General features: G+C 62.9%; 14 protein-coding genes. 4 read left to right on the top strand and 10 right to left on the bottom strand.

Annotation, left to right across the window (positions count from 1 at the left end; all coding sequences use genetic code 11):
• The 3 genes from PF446_RS05615 to PF446_RS05605 all read right to left on the bottom strand — a co-directional run.
• Positions 1-248 (bottom strand): hypothetical protein (locus PF446_RS05615; protein ID WP_298070261.1); only part of this gene is annotated, 248 nt, incomplete at its 3' end.
• A gap of 142 nt (positions 249-390) precedes the next feature.
• Positions 391-768, bottom strand: coding sequence for an MTH938/NDUFAF3 family protein (locus tag PF446_RS05610; protein ID WP_298070260.1), 378 nt, complete (start codon positions 766-768; stop codon positions 391-393).
• A 50-nt stretch (positions 769-818) separates the two neighbouring features.
• On the bottom strand, positions 819-1,151 hold the full coding sequence (locus PF446_RS05605) for a YhbY family RNA-binding protein (protein WP_298070259.1): 333 nt from the start codon (positions 1,149-1,151) through the stop codon (positions 819-821).
• 81 nt (positions 1,152-1,232) lie between these two features.
• Between PF446_RS05605 and rlmE the strand changes: the two genes are divergently transcribed.
• Both rlmE and ftsH read left to right on the top strand, forming a co-directional pair.
• Complete coding sequence (rlmE, locus tag PF446_RS05600; protein ID WP_298070258.1) at positions 1,233-1,883, top strand: 23S rRNA (uridine(2552)-2'-O)-methyltransferase RlmE; 651 nt, start codon at positions 1,233-1,235, stop codon at positions 1,881-1,883.
• Entirely contained in the window at positions 1,880-3,820 is a 1,941-nt protein-coding gene (gene ftsH, locus PF446_RS05595; RefSeq protein WP_298070257.1) for an ATP-dependent zinc metalloprotease FtsH, read from the top strand. Before rlmE ends, ftsH begins: the two co-directional genes overlap by 4 nt.
• Before the next feature lie 423 nt (positions 3,821-4,243).
• Here the strand turns inward: ftsH and PF446_RS05590 are convergent, their stop codons facing one another.
• From PF446_RS05590 to PF446_RS05570, 5 genes are all read right to left on the bottom strand, one after another.
• Entirely contained in the window at positions 4,244-5,791 is a 1,548-nt protein-coding gene (locus PF446_RS05590) for a DHA2 family efflux MFS transporter permease subunit (RefSeq protein WP_298070262.1), read from the bottom strand.
• A gap of 48 nt (positions 5,792-5,839) precedes the next feature.
• Positions 5,840-7,048: an efflux RND transporter periplasmic adaptor subunit gene (locus PF446_RS05585; protein WP_298070256.1), complete on the bottom strand. Its 1,209-nt coding sequence runs from the start codon at positions 7,046-7,048 to the stop codon at positions 5,840-5,842.
• Positions 7,045-8,526, bottom strand: coding sequence for an efflux transporter outer membrane subunit (locus PF446_RS05580; RefSeq protein ID WP_298070255.1), 1,482 nt, complete (start codon positions 8,524-8,526; stop codon positions 7,045-7,047). Before PF446_RS05580 ends, PF446_RS05585 begins: the two co-directional genes overlap by 4 nt.
• A 5-nt stretch (positions 8,527-8,531) precedes the next feature.
• On the bottom strand, positions 8,532-9,023 hold the full coding sequence (locus PF446_RS05575; protein ID WP_298070254.1) for a MarR family transcriptional regulator: 492 nt from the start codon (positions 9,021-9,023) through the stop codon (positions 8,532-8,534).
• A gap of 101 nt (positions 9,024-9,124) precedes the next feature.
• Positions 9,125-9,913, bottom strand: a complete 789-nt coding sequence (locus PF446_RS05570; protein WP_298070253.1) for a TatD family hydrolase — start codon at positions 9,911-9,913, stop codon at positions 9,125-9,127.
• Positions 9,914-10,077: 164 nt separating this feature from the next.
• On the opposite strand from PF446_RS05570, the gene PF446_RS05565 reads away from it, so the two are divergent.
• Positions 10,078-10,617: a glycine zipper 2TM domain-containing protein gene (locus PF446_RS05565; protein ID WP_298070252.1), complete on the top strand. Its 540-nt coding sequence runs from the start codon at positions 10,078-10,080 to the stop codon at positions 10,615-10,617.
• 71 nt (positions 10,618-10,688) lie between these two features.
• Complete coding sequence (locus PF446_RS05560) at positions 10,689-11,180, top strand: glycine zipper 2TM domain-containing protein (RefSeq protein WP_298070251.1); 492 nt, start codon at positions 10,689-10,691, stop codon at positions 11,178-11,180.
• A gap of 74 nt (positions 11,181-11,254) precedes the next feature.
• Here PF446_RS05560 and PF446_RS05555 read toward each other — a convergent pair whose 3' ends face one another.
• Together PF446_RS05555 and PF446_RS05550 are read right to left on the bottom strand one after the other, a co-directional pair.
• Positions 11,255-14,296 (bottom strand): efflux RND transporter permease subunit, encoded by a 3,042-nt coding sequence (locus PF446_RS05555; RefSeq protein ID WP_298070250.1) that lies wholly within the window; start codon positions 14,294-14,296, stop codon positions 11,255-11,257.
• Positions 14,297-14,298: 2 nt separating this feature from the next.
• A partial coding sequence (locus PF446_RS05550) for an HlyD family efflux transporter periplasmic adaptor subunit (protein ID WP_298070249.1) occupies positions 14,299-15,240 on the bottom strand: 942 nt, incomplete at its 5' end.

Below are 15,240 nucleotides of genomic sequence, written 5' to 3'. Positions count from 1 at the left end.
CTGGGGAAGAAGCGCACGAACAGCACGGACCAGAAGATCACATAGGCCGCATGGAAAAGCAGGCCCACGGGTAGCGGTAACGGGCGCGCCAGCAGGGTTTCGGCGAAGGCCAGGGAAGGGGGCTTGGGAAAAGGGGCAAGTCCGGCACGAGCCATGCCCATCATGAACAGTGCTGTGAGCACTGCCACGATGATGCCGATGCCGACGCCGCGCATCCATCCGCGGCCCAGTTCGTTTGTCTGCGTCATGTCGAGTGACCTCCGAGCTGGTCGAATCCGGGGAAATGCACATCGCCGGGTTCATTCCCCCCGGCATCGGGCATCACGAACAGCATGATACGCCCGATTCCCTGGATGACTCGGGCGCCACTGGCCGCCCAGGCAAGTGCCTTCAGTTTCCGGGCAGAAGAAAGGCCACCACGACATTGCGCCCCTCGCTGGCAAGCACGGCATGGGTGCGTGCGGCGGCCGCATTGTCCATCACCTCGATGCCTACGCCCTTGCGCAGGAATGCAGCCTGGACTTCGGCGGATGGGAAGGCCTGCCGTATACCGGTGCCAAGCAGCACCACTTCCGGATCCAGTGCCAGGATCGGTTCGACGGCTTGCGGATCCAGGCTGGAGGTATCGGTGGGCGGCCAGTTCTCGATCACGTGGTCGCGTGCGAGCACGAAACTTTGTGTGAAACGGCGGTCGACCACCGTCACTGCATCGTGCTCGACGCGGCGTACAAACAGGAAATCCTCGGGACGTTCAAGTGATAGTTCCACGGGAATCCTCCGTCAGGTAGCGATGGGATTCGAGCCTGGACGTGCTGTATTCAGCGCGGCAGGGCCAGCTTGGGCTCGTCTGCGTTGCGCCGGAACACGCTCGCGGTATGGCCAATCTGCTGCACCACGGAGGCTCCGGTGGCCTCGGCCAGCTGGTCGATCTGCAGCTGTCGCTGATCGCGGTCGCCGCCGGAGAGCTTGATCTTGACCAGTTCATGGTGGTCCAGCGCAATCTCCAGTTCCCTGGTCACGGCCTCACTGACACCTTTGGCGCCCAGCATGATGATCGGATGCAGGTCTTGGCACAGGCCCCTGAGATAGCGGCGCTGGCTGGCAGTCAGGGCGCTTGCGGTGCCGGAGGGCGTCGGGGTCGGGGCGGTCATCTCGTTCAGCTTCGGGTCGCAGCAAGGGAGTTGCACAGGGTATCATGGGCACCTCCAAGCACGGATGTCCGGAAGCGCTTCATGGCCCGCAGCAAGAGCAGCACACGCTGGCTCAAGGAACACTTCGATGATGCCTACGTCAAGCGCGCGCAGGCCGAAGGCTGGCGTTCGCGCGCTGCTTTCAAGCTCGAGGAACTGCTTGAGCGGGATCACCTGCTGCGTCCGGGCATGCATGTGGTGGACCTGGGCGCGGCGCCCGGCAGCTGGTCGCAACTGGTCCAGCAACGGATGGGCGAAAAAGGCCGCATTATTGCCCTGGACATCCTTCCCATGCAGGGCATCGGAGGGGTCGAGTTCATTGAGGGTGACTTTCGCGAGGGCGAGGTAGTGGCCGAGCTGGAACGCCAACTGGACGGGAACAAGGTGGACCTTGTGCTCTCGGACATGGCCCCCAATATGAGTGGTGTGGCCATTGCCGACCAGATGCGTGCAATGGATCTGGCCGAACTGGCCCTGGATTTCTGCCGCGGCTGGCTGAAGCCGGACGGAGCGTTTCTGATCAAGTTGTTCCAGGGCGCTGGCTTTGACGATTACCTGCGTGACTTGCGTGCCGACTTCAGGCGCGTGACGATGCGCAAACCGAAGGCTTCGCGTGCGCGCTCACGTGAAGTCTACGCGCTGGCAACCGGGCATCGCGCCCGGGCCGGCTCTCCTGACGAGAAATGCGCATGAATGAAATGGCCAAAAACCTGCTGTTCTGGTTGATCATCGCCGTGGTGCTTGTGGCGGTGTTCCAGAGCTTCAGTCACGACACCTCCGGCTCGCAGCAGATGAGCTACTCCACCTTCATCCATCAGGTGGACAGCAACAACATCTCCGAGGCCACGATCAGTTCGGATACGCCGCCTGTGGTCAAGGGCAAACTCAAGGATGGCGGCCAGTTCCGCACGGTGGTGCCGCTGATCGGCATTACCAGCAGCGATCTTCTCAAGACCCTGACCAAGAATGGCGTAAGCGTGAAGCAGCAGCCGTCCGACAACGGCTTTTCGCTGATCGGCCTGCTGCTCAACTGGTTGCCCATCATCATCATCTTCGGCGTGGGATTCTGGTTCATGCGCCAGATGCAGTCCGGTGGTGGCGCACGCGGGGCCATGAGCTTCGGCAAGTCGCGCGCAAAGCTGCAGGGTGAAGATCAGGTCAAGGTGAACTTCACCGACGTGGCCGGTTGCGAGGAGGCCAAGGAGGAAGTCAGCGAGCTGGTCGAGTTCCTGCGTGATCCGTCCAAATTCCAGAAGCTGGGCGGCAAGATCCCGCGTGGTGTCTTGATGGTCGGTCCGCCAGGCACCGGCAAGACCCTGCTGGCCAAGGCCATCGCGGGCGAAGCCAAGGTCCCTTTCTTCTCGATCTCCGGTTCCGACTTTGTCGAGATGTTCGTGGGCGTAGGCGCCAGCCGCGTGCGCGACATGTTCGACCAGGCCAAGAAGCATGCGCCATGCATCATCTTCATCGACGAGATCGATGCTGTCGGTCGTCATCGCGGCGCCGGCGTGGGAGGTGGGCACGACGAGCGCGAGCAGACCCTGAACCAGTTGCTGGTCGAGATGGATGGTTTCGAGGGCGGGGAGGGCGTGATCGTGATTGCCGCGACCAACCGTCCCGACGTGCTTGACCCGGCGCTGCTGCGTCCGGGACGTTTCGATCGTCAGGTCGTGGTCGGCCTCCCCGATGTGAAGGGCCGCGAGCAGATTCTCAACGTGCATCTGCGCAAAGTGCCACTGCACACCGATATTGACGCCATGGTGATCGCCCGTGGCACCCCGGGTTTCTCCGGTGCGGATCTTGCCAATCTGGTAAACGAGGCCGCGCTTTGTGCTGCGCGCGAGAACGCCCGCGAAGTCCGCATGAGCCACATGGAGAAGGCCAAGGACAAGATCCTGATGGGCGCCGAGCGACGCTCCATGGCCATGAGCGAGGATGAGAAGAAGCTCACGGCCTACCATGAGTCCGGGCATGCCATCGTCGGGCGGCTGATGCCGGACCACGACCCGGTCTACAAGGTCACCATCATTCCGCGCGGCCGTGCGCTGGGCGTGACCATGTACCTTCCGGAAGGCGACAAGTACAGCCTCAGCAAGACGGCGATCAGGTCGCAGCTTTGCTCGCTTTATGGCGGTCGCGTAGCCGAAGAACTGATCTTCGGCGCGGACAAGGTCACCACCGGTGCTTCCAATGACATCGAGCGAGCCACCAAGATGGCCCACAACATGGTCACCAAGTGGGGCCTGTCCGACGAGCTCGGTCCGGTCACCTATGGCGAGGAGGAGGATGAGGTCTTCCTGGGCCGTTCGGTGACCCAGCACAAGAATGTCTCCGACGAAACCACCCGCAAGATCGACGTGGTCGTGCGCGGCATTCTCGATTCAGCCTATGCCACCAGCACCCGGTTGTTGACCGACAACATGGAAAAATTGCACCTGATGGCCGAGGCGCTGCTGCAATACGAGACCATTGATGCCAAGCAGATCGAAGAGATCATGCAGGGTCGTCGACCGAGCCCACCGGAGGGCTGGGGCGATTCCACCGGCACGGGCTCCAGGCCCGACGTGCCACGTGGCGGCGACGCGGATTCGCCCGCCAGTACGGTCGGGGATCCGGCGCCTCAGAGCTGAGCGTTCCACGGGCTGTCACATGACATCGATGGAAAAGGGCGGCCACGGCCGCCCTTTTCATATGCATGCTTTCAGTGGGGCAAGGGGACCGCTGCCGCACGCCCTGGGTCCTTATTGCTGCCGCAAGATCTCTGCCGCAAGATGAGCGCTGGCAAACGGCCACGAATGGGGTGTCATCGCCTGCATCCCGGCGTGACAGAGCCATCTGCGCATGCCACATGGAGCCACAATGCACGGATGCGTTGTCGGGACTCCTGCCGCACCAATGTTTCCGGAGGTCCACTTTCTGCGACATGACAGACGGTCACGCGACTGCAACGGTTGTCGCCTGTTCACGCAGGTTTTCATGATCACTGATTGCAGGACCGCAGGCCGGACTGTCACAGGACGCCCGACGACACACTTTTCACCCGGTGGGAAACCTCAGTGCATCGCCTCCGGCCCGGTGCCGCCGAAGGGCGGGCGGGCCAGCCACAGGACCGGTATCAGGCACACGAAAAGCACGGCGCAACCCCAGAAAACGTCGTTCACCGCAAGCGTGAGGGCTTCGTGATTGACCACGCGTTCAAGCACCGCCCACTTGTGCAATCCGCTGATCCCTACGGCTTTCAGGGTGTTGAAATAGCTTTCGGCTGCCGGATTGGTGTGGTTGATGTGCTCGGCCAGGATCGCATGGTGGTATTCGGAGCGATGCTGCCACAGGGTGACCGTGACCGCCGTGGACACGCTCGAGGCCATGGTGCGAAAGAAATTGGCCAAGCCGGATGCTGAAGCAACCTCGTGATCCTTGAGGCCGGACAGGATCATCTGGTTCAGCGGGATGAAGAAGCACGGAATCGCCAGACCCATCACGAAACGCGGCATGACCAGGCTGCTGAACGAGGCATCGTTGCTGAAAGTGGAAAACCAGTACGAGGTGACCGCGAACACCACGAATGAGAACGTCACCACCGCGCGCAGTTCCAGCTTGTCGATGTTGCGCCCGATGATCGGCGACAGCAGAAACGCGAGGATGCCGACCGGCGCCGTGGCCAGTCCGGCCCACGTGGCCGTGTAGTTCATGTTGATCTGCAGCCACAGTGGGAATACCACGTTGATGCCGAAAAAGGCCATCATGCCCAGCGAGAGTGCGATCACGCCGACCGTGAAATTGCGCTTGCGGAACAGCGACAGGTCGACGACCGGGTGCTCCACCATCAGCTCCCATGCAACCAGGAAGGTCAGGCAGACCAGCGAGATGACCCCCAGGGTCAGGATCAGCGGCGAGGCAAACCAGTCCTTGTCGTTGCCGTTGTCGAGCATGAACTGCAGCGAGCCCACGCCGAGCACCAGCAGGACCAGCCCGATCACGTCGATGGGCGTCTTGACGATGCGCGATTCGCGCTTGTGCATGATTGCCCAGACCACCGTACCCGCCAGCAGGCCCACCGGCACATTGATGAAGAAGATCCACGGCCAGGACAGGTTGTCGGTGATGTAGCCGCCCAGGATCGGGCCGAAAATCGGCGCAACGACCACCGTCATCGCCCACATGGCCAGCGCCATGCCCTTGCGCTCGACCGGATAGACGCCCAGCAACAGCGCCAGCGACAAGGCCACCATGGGGCCGGAGCCGGCGCCCTGCAGCAGGCGGAACACCACCAGCATGGGCATGCTCGTGGCCATGCCGCACAGCATCGAGAAGCTCACGAACAGGAGCAAGGCGATGACGAAAGTGCGTACTTCGCCGAAACGCTTGGCGATCCAGCCGGTCAGCGGCTGCATGATCGCACTGGCCAGTGCGTAGGAACTGATGGCCCAGGTGCCTTCCTGCGGACTGACTGCCAGCGCGCCGGCGATATGCGGCACGGCGACATTGACGATAGTCAGGTCGAGGATCTCCATGAACGTGGCAAAGGAGATCGCGATCGTGACCAGCACCAGCGTCATGCCGTGCAGCGGTTTTTGCGGTGCCGTGTCTGCAGTGGACATCGCGAAGTCGGTTTCCTCGAGGGGGCGCGGCACGGGCCGCGCCGTGGATCACTTGGTGGTGTTAGCACCCAGGTTGGACTGGATGATGGCGTCGGCTTGCCTACGGGCCTCGCCAAGGTCGGTGTCGTAGACCGAGGTTTGCGATACGGCCTTGTGCACGGGGGCCTTGGCCAGCACCCGTCCACTGCGGTCATGCGTATCGACTTCGACTTCGGTGGACAATCCGATGCGCAGCGGATGCTTGCGCAGGTCCTTCGGATTCAGGCTGATGCGTACCGGCACACGTTGAACCACCTTGATCCAGTTGCCTGATGCGTTCTGTGGGGGCAGCAGTGCGAACGCGCTGCCGGTGCCCGCTCCCAGACCTTGCACCTTGCCTTTGAAAACCAGTCCGTCGTAGATATCCGGCTTGACCTTTACCGTCTGGCCAATGTGGATGTGGGCAAGCTGGACTTCCTTGAAGTTCGCATCCACCCACAAATCGTTCAGCGGAATGATCTGCATCAGTGGCATGCCCGGTTTGATCTGCTGACCGACTTGCACGCTGCGCTGGGCTACATAGCCCGACACCGGGGCCAGGATCGAGGTGCGGTGTGCGGCCAGCCAGGCGGAAAGGAATGTGGCACGAGCCTGCAATACTGCGGGATTGTGTGCCACATCGGTACCGTCGACGGTGGCATGCGCCGCGACGGCTTTGCGCCGGGCCAGTTGCAGCGCGCTGCTTGCGGTCTTGACCCGGTCCTTGAGATGCGCAAGTTGTTCGGGTGAGACTGCCTGTGCCGCCAGCAGCGGTTCGCTTCGTTTCAGGTCCGAACGCGCCAGCGCCAGCTCGACCTTGCGTGCATTGACCGCGGAATCGGCCTGGGCAGCATTGGCCACGGCCTGGCGGACCTTGCGCACGACCTGGGCCAGGGCATTGCGAGCCTTGGAAAGGTTGACCTTGGTGTCGGTGGGGTCCAGCCGAACCAGGACCTGTCCGGCCTTGACCCGGTCGGTGTTGTCGGCCATCACCGCAACCACTGTCCCCGAGATCTGCGCGCTGACATTGACCTGGTTGCCGTTCACATAGGCATCGTCGGTGACTTCGCGTTGCGAAAACACGAACAGCCAGAGCAGGAACCATGTCACGCCGGCAAGCACGAAGATGCCGCCAATGATCAGTAGAACGCGAGTGCGTTTGCCGTTGTCGTCTTTCTTGTCTTTCGCCGATGAGGTGTTGCCGGCATTCCCTGCCGGCTGGCCTTCTGGGTCGCTCATGATCGTGGTTTCCGCAGGGAAGAGGAAGATGAGGCGGGAGCGGGCGTTGCCGCGTCCGCCGATGGGTTGCCGTGCATGCGGTAGCCACCGCCGAGGGCCTGGATGAGGCCGATATCGGCGTCCAGGGTCTGCGCATGCAACTGAAGCAGTGCATCACGTTGTGTCAGGAGCTGCAGGCGTGCCTGAAGCAAGGGCACGATATTGGTCACGCCCTGCCGGCGACGTGCCGAGGCACTGCGCTCGAGTGAGGCCACGGCCTGCAGTTGCTGTTGTTGCTGCGCGCTCTGCGCACGCAGGCGTTCAAGATCCAGCACTTGCGTGGCCACCTGTCGGGCGGCGTTGATCACGGCGTCGTTGTATTGCGCCACGGCTGTTTCCAGTTGGGCCCTGGACAAGCCATAGGCTGCATGCAGCAAGCCGCTTTCGAAGATCGGCAGATGCAGCGCCGGCGTGACCGAAAAGACCCGGCTTGCCGGTGCGGTCAGTTTTCCGAGATCGATACTGGAGAACCCGGCCAGTGCGTTGATGCTCAGGTCGGGAAAGAACTTCGCACGCGCGACGTCGGTGCGGCGCAACGCAGCCTCGACCTGCCAACGACGAGCCGCAATGTCCGGGCGGCGCGCGACAAGGTCAAGCCGTGCATGGGCCGGCACACTGGCGTGGGCCTTGGGTAGCGGGCGAGGCTTGAGCCGGGGCAGATCCTTTGGCGAGACACCGACCAGTGCGGCCAGAACGGCCTGGCGGATGCGTGCACTTCCGCGCAGTGCTTCCAGCTTCTGGCGTGATGCCGCCGCGGCGGAACGTGCCTGCTGCCAATGATCGCTTGGATCAATACCGGCCATGACGCGCAGGTCCAGGACGTGGGCCAGCTTTTCCTGCTGTTGTACCGCCATGCGCGCCAGTTCAAGACGCTGCTGGTCGGCCAGCCAGCCGAAATAGGTCCGCGTGATCTGTACCTCCAGCGCCAGTGCTGCGGCGCTGCGTCCGGCCTGCGCTGCGCGGATCTGCCCGATGGCTGCCTGTACCGCGGCACGATGGCCGCCCCAGAGGTCAAAATCGTAGCTGCCCTGGATGCCGAGGTCACCCTGGTTGTACCAGGTGAAGCCCAGGACACTGGTGGGGATCAAGCCGTTTTCGCTCAGGCGTTGACGCGTGAACTGGGCGTTGCCGTTGATGCGCAGGCCGACCTGGTCGGCCGTGACCTTGGCGGCGGCCGTAGCTTCTTGGACCCGGCTGCGCGCCGTCGCAAGGCTGGTGGCACCCTTGAGTGCGCTGTCGATCAGCTGGTTCAGCTGCGTATCGTGGTAGCGCTTCCACCAGCGCGGATCCGGCCACTTCCCAGTGGCCTTTGCAGAGGTCAGTCCGGCAAGCGGGACGTCGCTGCGCATCCCTTCCGGCTGGCGGATGCGGCCGGGGACAGCACAGGCCGCCAGCAGCGTGCCTGCCATGGCAAGGGCCAGGACGCGAAAAGTGGTCACGGTCTTCATTGCGGGGCGTTGTCCATGGCGTCAATGTTGTCGATCAACTTTTGCAGCAGGATCCCCATCTGGCGGTGCTCTGCACGGCTGAAGCCCTGGAGCATGGCCGTTACGTTGGGATGCAGCATCGGCAGAAGTTTGCGTATCAGGCGTGCGCCATCCGGGGTGACCTCGAGGATGATGCATCGGCGGTCCTTGTCGCTGGGCCGACGAGTCACCAGTCCTCGCTGCAACAGAGCGTCGACGATGCGGGTCATGTTGGTGGGCTTGAGTGTGGCCCATTGGCACAGGTCGGATGGATGCGCCTGCTGTCCCGGGCTGCTGTACAGCATTATCAGGGTACGAAATTCGCTGAGACCCAACTGGTGCGCCTTCAGCCAGGCTTCCTCGGCTGCTTCCATGCCTGCGGAAACGATATGCAGCATGCGCGACAGCTTGATGTCGTCGGCGGGAAGGCCGGGCACCTGTTCGGCGACACGGTCAACGCCGGCTTGCATGGATTGACAGGATTGCTGGAGTGGACCCATCTCAGGCATGGATAGTTCATCAATGAACTATTACCATAGCAAACACTATCCATTGCTGGCAAGGCGCATGGCTACGGCAATCCGAAGAGCCTGCGTGCATTGGCCGTGGTGGCTTTGGCAACGGTTTCCCGGGGCAGGTCGCGAAGACGGCTGATGGTGGCGAGTACGTCATTGAGGAAGGACGGCTCATTGCGATGTCCGCGATGAGCCGCTCCTGGCTGGTCCGGCGCGTCGGTCTCGAGGAGGATCTGTTCCATCGGCACGGCCTTCACCAGTCGGTGCAGCCGGTGTGAACCATCATGTGTCACTGGACCACCGAGTCCGATGTGGAATCCCAGGTCCCACAGCTGTCGTGCCTGTTCGATGCTGCCGCCGAAACTGTGCACCACGCCGCACAGGGACCCCGCGGCGCGAAGCGCAAGGATCACGGCCTCAACCGCCTTTCGGGCATGGATGATCACTGGAAGCTGCAATTCGCGTGCGAGGGCCAATTGTCTGCGGAAAAAGTGAAGCTGGCGTTCGCTTTCCGCTGCAGGGTCATGAAAGTCCAGTCCGCATTCGCCCAGGGCCACTGCACTCTCGCGCTGCAGCCATTCGCCCAATGCGTCGAGGTGAGTGTCTTCGTGATCATCCATGAACTCGGGGTGCAGTCCGTAACAGGCATGCATTCGAGGGATATCACGTGCGCTGGCACATACATCCCTCAGTCGCGGCCAGTTTGCGGCCGTGACGCCAGCAACGACGATGTCCGTGATTCCGACGGCTTTTGCACGTTGCAACATCAACGTACGGTCGTCTTCGAAGTCTGGAAAATCCAGATGGGTATGGCTGTCAATAAGCCGTATACGATCTGCATGCATGGCCATGCCCTGCTTCAATGTGGGCGATGGGTCGCACGATGTCGATGCGAAGCCCATCGGAGTGTGCAGTGACGAGGCTGCAACCTTATCAGTCGTTCAGTTGCCGGGTGATTGAATGACCACTCATGGAAGCAGTTATTCAAATGGTACACAGGAGGCCAGTGATGAACAGGTTTATTACCGGGGTACTTGTTGCAGGGATGGCCGTCGCGGCCGTTACAGGCCTGTCGGCCTGCAATCGCAATGCCAGTGCCGAAGGCCCGCAATACGCCAAGGTCCTCAGCGCGACACCGATTCGCCAGACCGTCAACCATCCGCGCCAGCAATGTCATGAGGAGACGGTGACCCATCACAAGCCGGTCAAGGATACCCACCAGATCGCCGGTACCGCGATCGGAGCCGTGCTTGGCGGCGTTCTTGGACACCAGGTAGGTGGTGGCAACGGCAAGAAGCTGGCTACGGTGGCCGGCGCGGTCGCGGGAGGCTATGCCGGCAAGAAGATCCAGGAGAACCGCCAGGAAAACAGCACCTATACCACCCAGGAGCAGCGCTGCCAGACGGTCAATGACAAGTCGACCCGGATCGTTGGTTACACGGTGAAGTATCAACTTAACGGCACCGTGCACACCACACGCATGGATCATGACCCGGGTGATCGGGTCGAGATCAAGCAAAGTTCAACGGTCGTTTCCAGCGCCAACTAGGCCGGCTGTACTGAACCTCGCCACAAGCAAGCGCAAGGAGAAAAGATCCCATGTCCAGGATGATCACGTACATGTCCCGCCTGTTGACCGCCGCACTCGCGGCCTCGGTGCTCGCCTTGGCCGGCTGTGCCACGCAAGGCTATGGTCAGGCGCCTCCATCCGGCAATGCCTACGGCACGACCTACCAGAGCTCGCGTGGCAACCGTGCATGTCCCCGCAACCAGTGTGGCGTGGTCCGCCAGGTGGGCCAGATTTACGTCAGGGACAACAACAAAACACACGTGCTGGGCACCATCATCGGCGCCGTCGTCGGCGGAGCGTTGGGTAATACGGTAGGCAAGGGCGATGGTCGCAGGGCGGCTACCGTGGTGGGTGCGGTGGCCGGAGGTGCGGTTGGCAACCAGGTTGCCAAACGCAACAGTCCTGACACCTCGCCAGCATGGCGCGTGGTGGTGAAGCTGAATGATGGACGCATCGCCACCGTGACCCAGCGCGGAAATCCGCAGGTTCGCCGTGGAGATTATGTGCGGATCCGCAACGGCCACGTGTACAGAACGAACTGACGTTCCGGCATCGATCCGGTCACGTGCACAAAAAAACCCCGGTGAAGACCGGGGCCTTTTTTCAGCGGTCGCCCTCAGGATGCAGAAGTCCTGGCCCGGGAACGTCGTGCAAGATAGATCGAAGGAATCAGGTTGGTCGTCAGCAGGGCGCTCCACAGCATGCCGCCGAGGATGACGATCGCCAGTCCTTGCTCCGGGGCCGCGCCCTGGCCCCAGCCGAGAGCCGTGGGCAGCATGCCGAGCACCGCAGTCGCGGTGGTCAGAACGATAGGGCGAAAGCGGGCGTGCACCGCTTCGCGGACGGCGTCATGCACAGTCATGCCTCCAGCTTCGTTGCGTTGTGCCCGGAACAGCAAGACGATGCCGTGGTTCAGGCTCAGCCCCACCAGCGTGAGAAGTCCGACCAGCGCCGTGGCATTCAGGCCCACGCCGCTGAGTGCAAGGGCCAGCGCGCCACCGGTGAAGGCCAGGGGAATCTGCAGCAGCAGGATGCCGGGTACCAGCAGGCCGTCGAATTGCAGGACCAGGATGCCCAGCATCAGGAGGAACGCAAAGGCGGCCGCGATGCCCAGGCCGACCAGTGCATGCACCAGTTGCGGATAGAGCCCGCCGAACCGGATGCTATAGCCGGCGGGCATGGAAACGGTGGACAGTGCCTTGCGCGCAGCCGCCACCGCCCGACCCAGCGTGGTGGTGGGTGTGGCCATGATGTCCAGAGCACGCGCGCCATTGATGTGTCGGAGCATGTTGGGTGTGCGGGTCAGCTCGACGTGCGCGAGTTGTCCCAGTGGCGTCCATCCGTGCGTACGCAAGGGCATGGCCCGCAGTTGCGCAAGTGAGAGGTGATTGGCCTGGGCAAGCCGCACGTAGATGTCCAGTGGGAGGTTGCCGTCGGACATGCTTGCAACCACCGTGCCGGCCAGTAACGGGCCCAGTTGTGCATGCAGTTGTGCTGGCGTGATGCCGTAGGTGGCCATGGCCTCGTCACGTGGACGAACCTGCACCTGGCTGATCGGATAGCCGTCATTGTCGAAGATGTCGGCCAGCGCGGATACCGTGCGCAGATGCGAGGTGATTTTCGCTGCGAGTGAACGCAAACGGCCGATATCCTTGCCCAGGACATGGATCACGAAGGGTTGCGGCAGGCCGGACAGGCTTTCGCCCAGGCGTTCCAGCGTGGGTGTTCCGATCGTGACCTGGATGCCGTCGCGCCGGCTTTCGTGAAGGATCCGCTGGCTGATCGCGGTCAGGTCATTGACACCGATGCCGGGCTTGAGCACGAGCTGGATTTCCCCGGCGTAGGCCGGTTCCAGATAGGCAGTATCGGAAGCCGACCCGATCCGCGCGTAGGTGTGCGCAACAGCCGGGTCCTTGCGCAGGCGCCGGGTCAGCGTGTGCACGGTCTGCAGGGTCTGTTGCAACGAACTGCCCGGGGGCAGGGTAAAGCTTTCCAGCAGGACACCCTCGTTGGGCAGGGGCAGGAAATGCATCGGCACCAGCGCCAGTCCCGCCACACTGGCCAGGAACAATCCAGTGCATGCGGCCAGGCTCAGGCGTGGATGGAGCGAAACCCAGGCGAACAGCCGGTCATTGCCGGCACGCAAGCGTTCCAGACCACGCGCCGCCATGGTGCGCTTGCTGTCGGGCTGCGCCTTGACCATGGCCAGGCCCAGCGGGATCAGCGTAAGGGAGACCAGCAGCGAGGCCAGGATTGCCAGAGTCATGGCCAGGGCAAACGGGATGAAGAACAGTCCCGCGAGCCCGCCCACGAAAAGCAGGGGCAAGAACACGGAAATGGTCGTCAGACTTCCGCTGACATCCGGACTGACGATGTCCCGCAGCCCCTGGCGTATGCCCGGCCACCGGGCCAGCCCCTTTTCCCATTGATGATAGATTGCTTCCAGCACGATGATCGCGTCGTCTGCAAGCAGTCCGATGGCCACGGTCAGCGCGCCCAGGGTCATCAGGTTCAGACTGTGCCCGGTGGCATGCAGGGCGGCGATCGCAAGCAGCAGTGAGAGCGGAATGCTCAGTGCCAGGACCCAGATGCCGCGTCCGGCGCCGAGGACCCAGAAAAGCACCGCGATGGCCAGTGCCCCGCCGACCAGCAGGTTGCGCCCGAGGTCGCTGCCGATCAGGTGCACCATGTGTCCCTGGCTGTAGATGCGTTCCCATTGCACGCCTTTGGGCAACTGCGGGTTGGTGTGGTCCAGGGCCGCCTGGACTGCACGCGTGACCGGCAGCGTGGAGGCACCGGGCTGCTTGAATACCGTCAGTGCGATGGTGGTCCGTCCATCCAGGCGTACCGCATTGTGTACCGGGATCGAGGCACGCACGACGCGGGCCAGGTCGCTCAGCGGAATGCTGCCTCGAGGTCCCGGGATCGGTGTACGCTCCAGTGCCGCCACGGACAAAGGCATGTCGCGCAGTTCAATCAGCGCGTCCTGATGCCCCTGGTCGATGTAACCCCCGGGGCTGAGCAGCACGCGGTTGCGCAGGGCCTTGACGATCCGGGTTACCGAAACGCCGTATTGATGCATCGCCTCGAGGTTCGGCTGCACCCAAAGCGCTTCGTTGCCGGTGCCGTAGATTTCCACACGCTGCACACCGGGCAGGGCGCGCAGCGCGGGCTCGACCATGGCACGAGCCGCACGTTGCACTGCTGCAGGATCCACGCCTGCCGGGATCCGTGCACTGTAATCGGCCACCTCGTTGATGGCGTTGCCCATGATCTGCGCGTAAGGCTGGGTATGCGGCGGAAGCGAGCCGCGCGCCTGGTCGATGGCTCCGCGTACCGCTTGAAGGTCCTGTTGTGCTTTGCTGCTGCGGGTAAAACGTACCGTGGTCTGCACCGTGCCGTTGCCGATGTCCGAGCGCACGCTGGACAGTCCAGAAAGCGCCAGAAGCTGGTTTTCCAGGGGGCGCGCGATGCGTGTTTCCAGTGCCTCTGCGGTTGCTCCTGGATCATGCGTGGTCACGCTGATTTGCGGAAAGTCGAATCGCGGAAGCACTTCCACGGGGATGGTCAGCCATGCGTGGATTCCATAGACCGCCAATCCACCGAAAATCATCACCCAAAGCAACGGACGAGCCAGCCATTGGCGCAGTGCCTGCATGCTCAGTCCTGGTCTTGGTAGTGGCGCGCAAAGTTGCGGTGGAAGCGCATGTACGCGTCATTGACGATCACGCGCGCACCTGGGGCCAAGCCCTGCACTATGAATGTTTGCGAGCCCTCGCTGGGTCCCGGGACGACACGAAGCGGCTTGTCCCCCTTGCGGGTGCGGGTCAGTACCCACCAGTGGCCCTGGTCCAGGACCAGGGCTCGTGTCGGGACCGAAACCGCCTTGCGCGGAGTGCCGTCCAGCACCACCGTGCCAGCTTCACCGTTGATCCAGCCGGGAGAAGCGCTTGAGGCGGCGGGGGCCAGGGCCAGCGGCAACCCACCGTCCGAATCGATGCGTGGCACGACACGAATCACCTTTACCCGGATCGCAGCGGTCCCGTCTGCAGGCATGAACCGCCCACGCATGCCGATGTGCAGCATGGCGCGGTCGTGCGCATCATAGAGTTTCGCGCGAAGCCAGAGTTGATGGTCGGGCTGGATGGTCAGCAGGGCTTGTCCGGCGTCCACGCGCTCGCCGTCGGCTGCGTTCACGGAGACCACGGTGCCTGTAGCCGGAGCGCGCAGTCTGGAAAGCATGCGCGCAGCACGCAGCCTGTCCCGGGCAGAGGCCTGTTGCCCGCGCGCTTGTGTCAGGGTGGCTTCGGCCTGCAATACGTCCTGGCGAGTCGCCAGCCGTCCCACTTGCTTGCGGCGTTCGCTCTCCAGTTTCTGTCGTGCAGCAGCCAAATGATCACGGGCGCTGGCGGCAGCGGCCTCTCGCTGTTGCAGCAAGGCATCGATATCCGGACCACCCAGGTGGCCCAGTTGCTGGCCGGCTTTCACGCGCGTGCCCGGGGCGATGTCCAGTCCGATGACCTGGCCCGTGCGCGCCGCGCGCAGCCGTGCCATGGTGATCGGAAGAACGCGGGCATAGGCCCTCAGTTGCGGCGTGAACAG

The sequence above is a fragment of the Oleiagrimonas sp. genome (assembly GCF_027858935.1).
Classification (GTDB): domain Bacteria; phylum Pseudomonadota; class Gammaproteobacteria; order Xanthomonadales; family Rhodanobacteraceae; genus Oleiagrimonas.
This window is presented reverse-complemented; position numbering and strand designations above follow the sequence as displayed.

Bases quoted from the DNA above. Each gene is read 5' to 3' on its own strand.
- PF446_RS05575 (WP_298070254.1), bottom strand. From the start codon at position 9,023: ATGCAAGCCGGCGTTGACCGTGTCGCCGAACAGGTGCCCGGCCTTCCC.
- PF446_RS05590 (WP_298070262.1), bottom strand. From the start codon at position 5,791: ATGTCCACTGCAGACACGGCACCGCAAAAACCGCTGCACGGCATGACG.
- rlmE (WP_298070258.1), top strand. From the start codon at position 1,233: ATGGCCCGCAGCAAGAGCAGCACACGCTGGCTCAAGGAACACTTCGAT.
- PF446_RS05555 (WP_298070250.1), bottom strand. From the start codon at position 14,296: ATGCAGGCACTGCGCCAATGGCTGGCTCGTCCGTTGCTTTGGGTGATG.
- PF446_RS05565 (WP_298070252.1), top strand. From the start codon at position 10,078: ATGAACAGGTTTATTACCGGGGTACTTGTTGCAGGGATGGCCGTCGCG.
- PF446_RS05585 (WP_298070256.1), bottom strand. From the start codon at position 7,048: ATGAGCGACCCAGAAGGCCAGCCGGCAGGGAATGCCGGCAACACCTCA.
- ftsH (WP_298070257.1), top strand. From the start codon at position 1,880: ATGAATGAAATGGCCAAAAACCTGCTGTTCTGGTTGATCATCGCCGTG.
- PF446_RS05570 (WP_298070253.1), bottom strand. From the start codon at position 9,913: ATGCATGCAGATCGTATACGGCTTATTGACAGCCATACCCATCTGGAT.
- PF446_RS05560 (WP_298070251.1), top strand. From the start codon at position 10,689: ATGTCCCGCCTGTTGACCGCCGCACTCGCGGCCTCGGTGCTCGCCTTG.
- PF446_RS05605 (WP_298070259.1), bottom strand. From the start codon at position 1,151: ATGACCGCCCCGACCCCGACGCCCTCCGGCACCGCAAGCGCCCTGACT.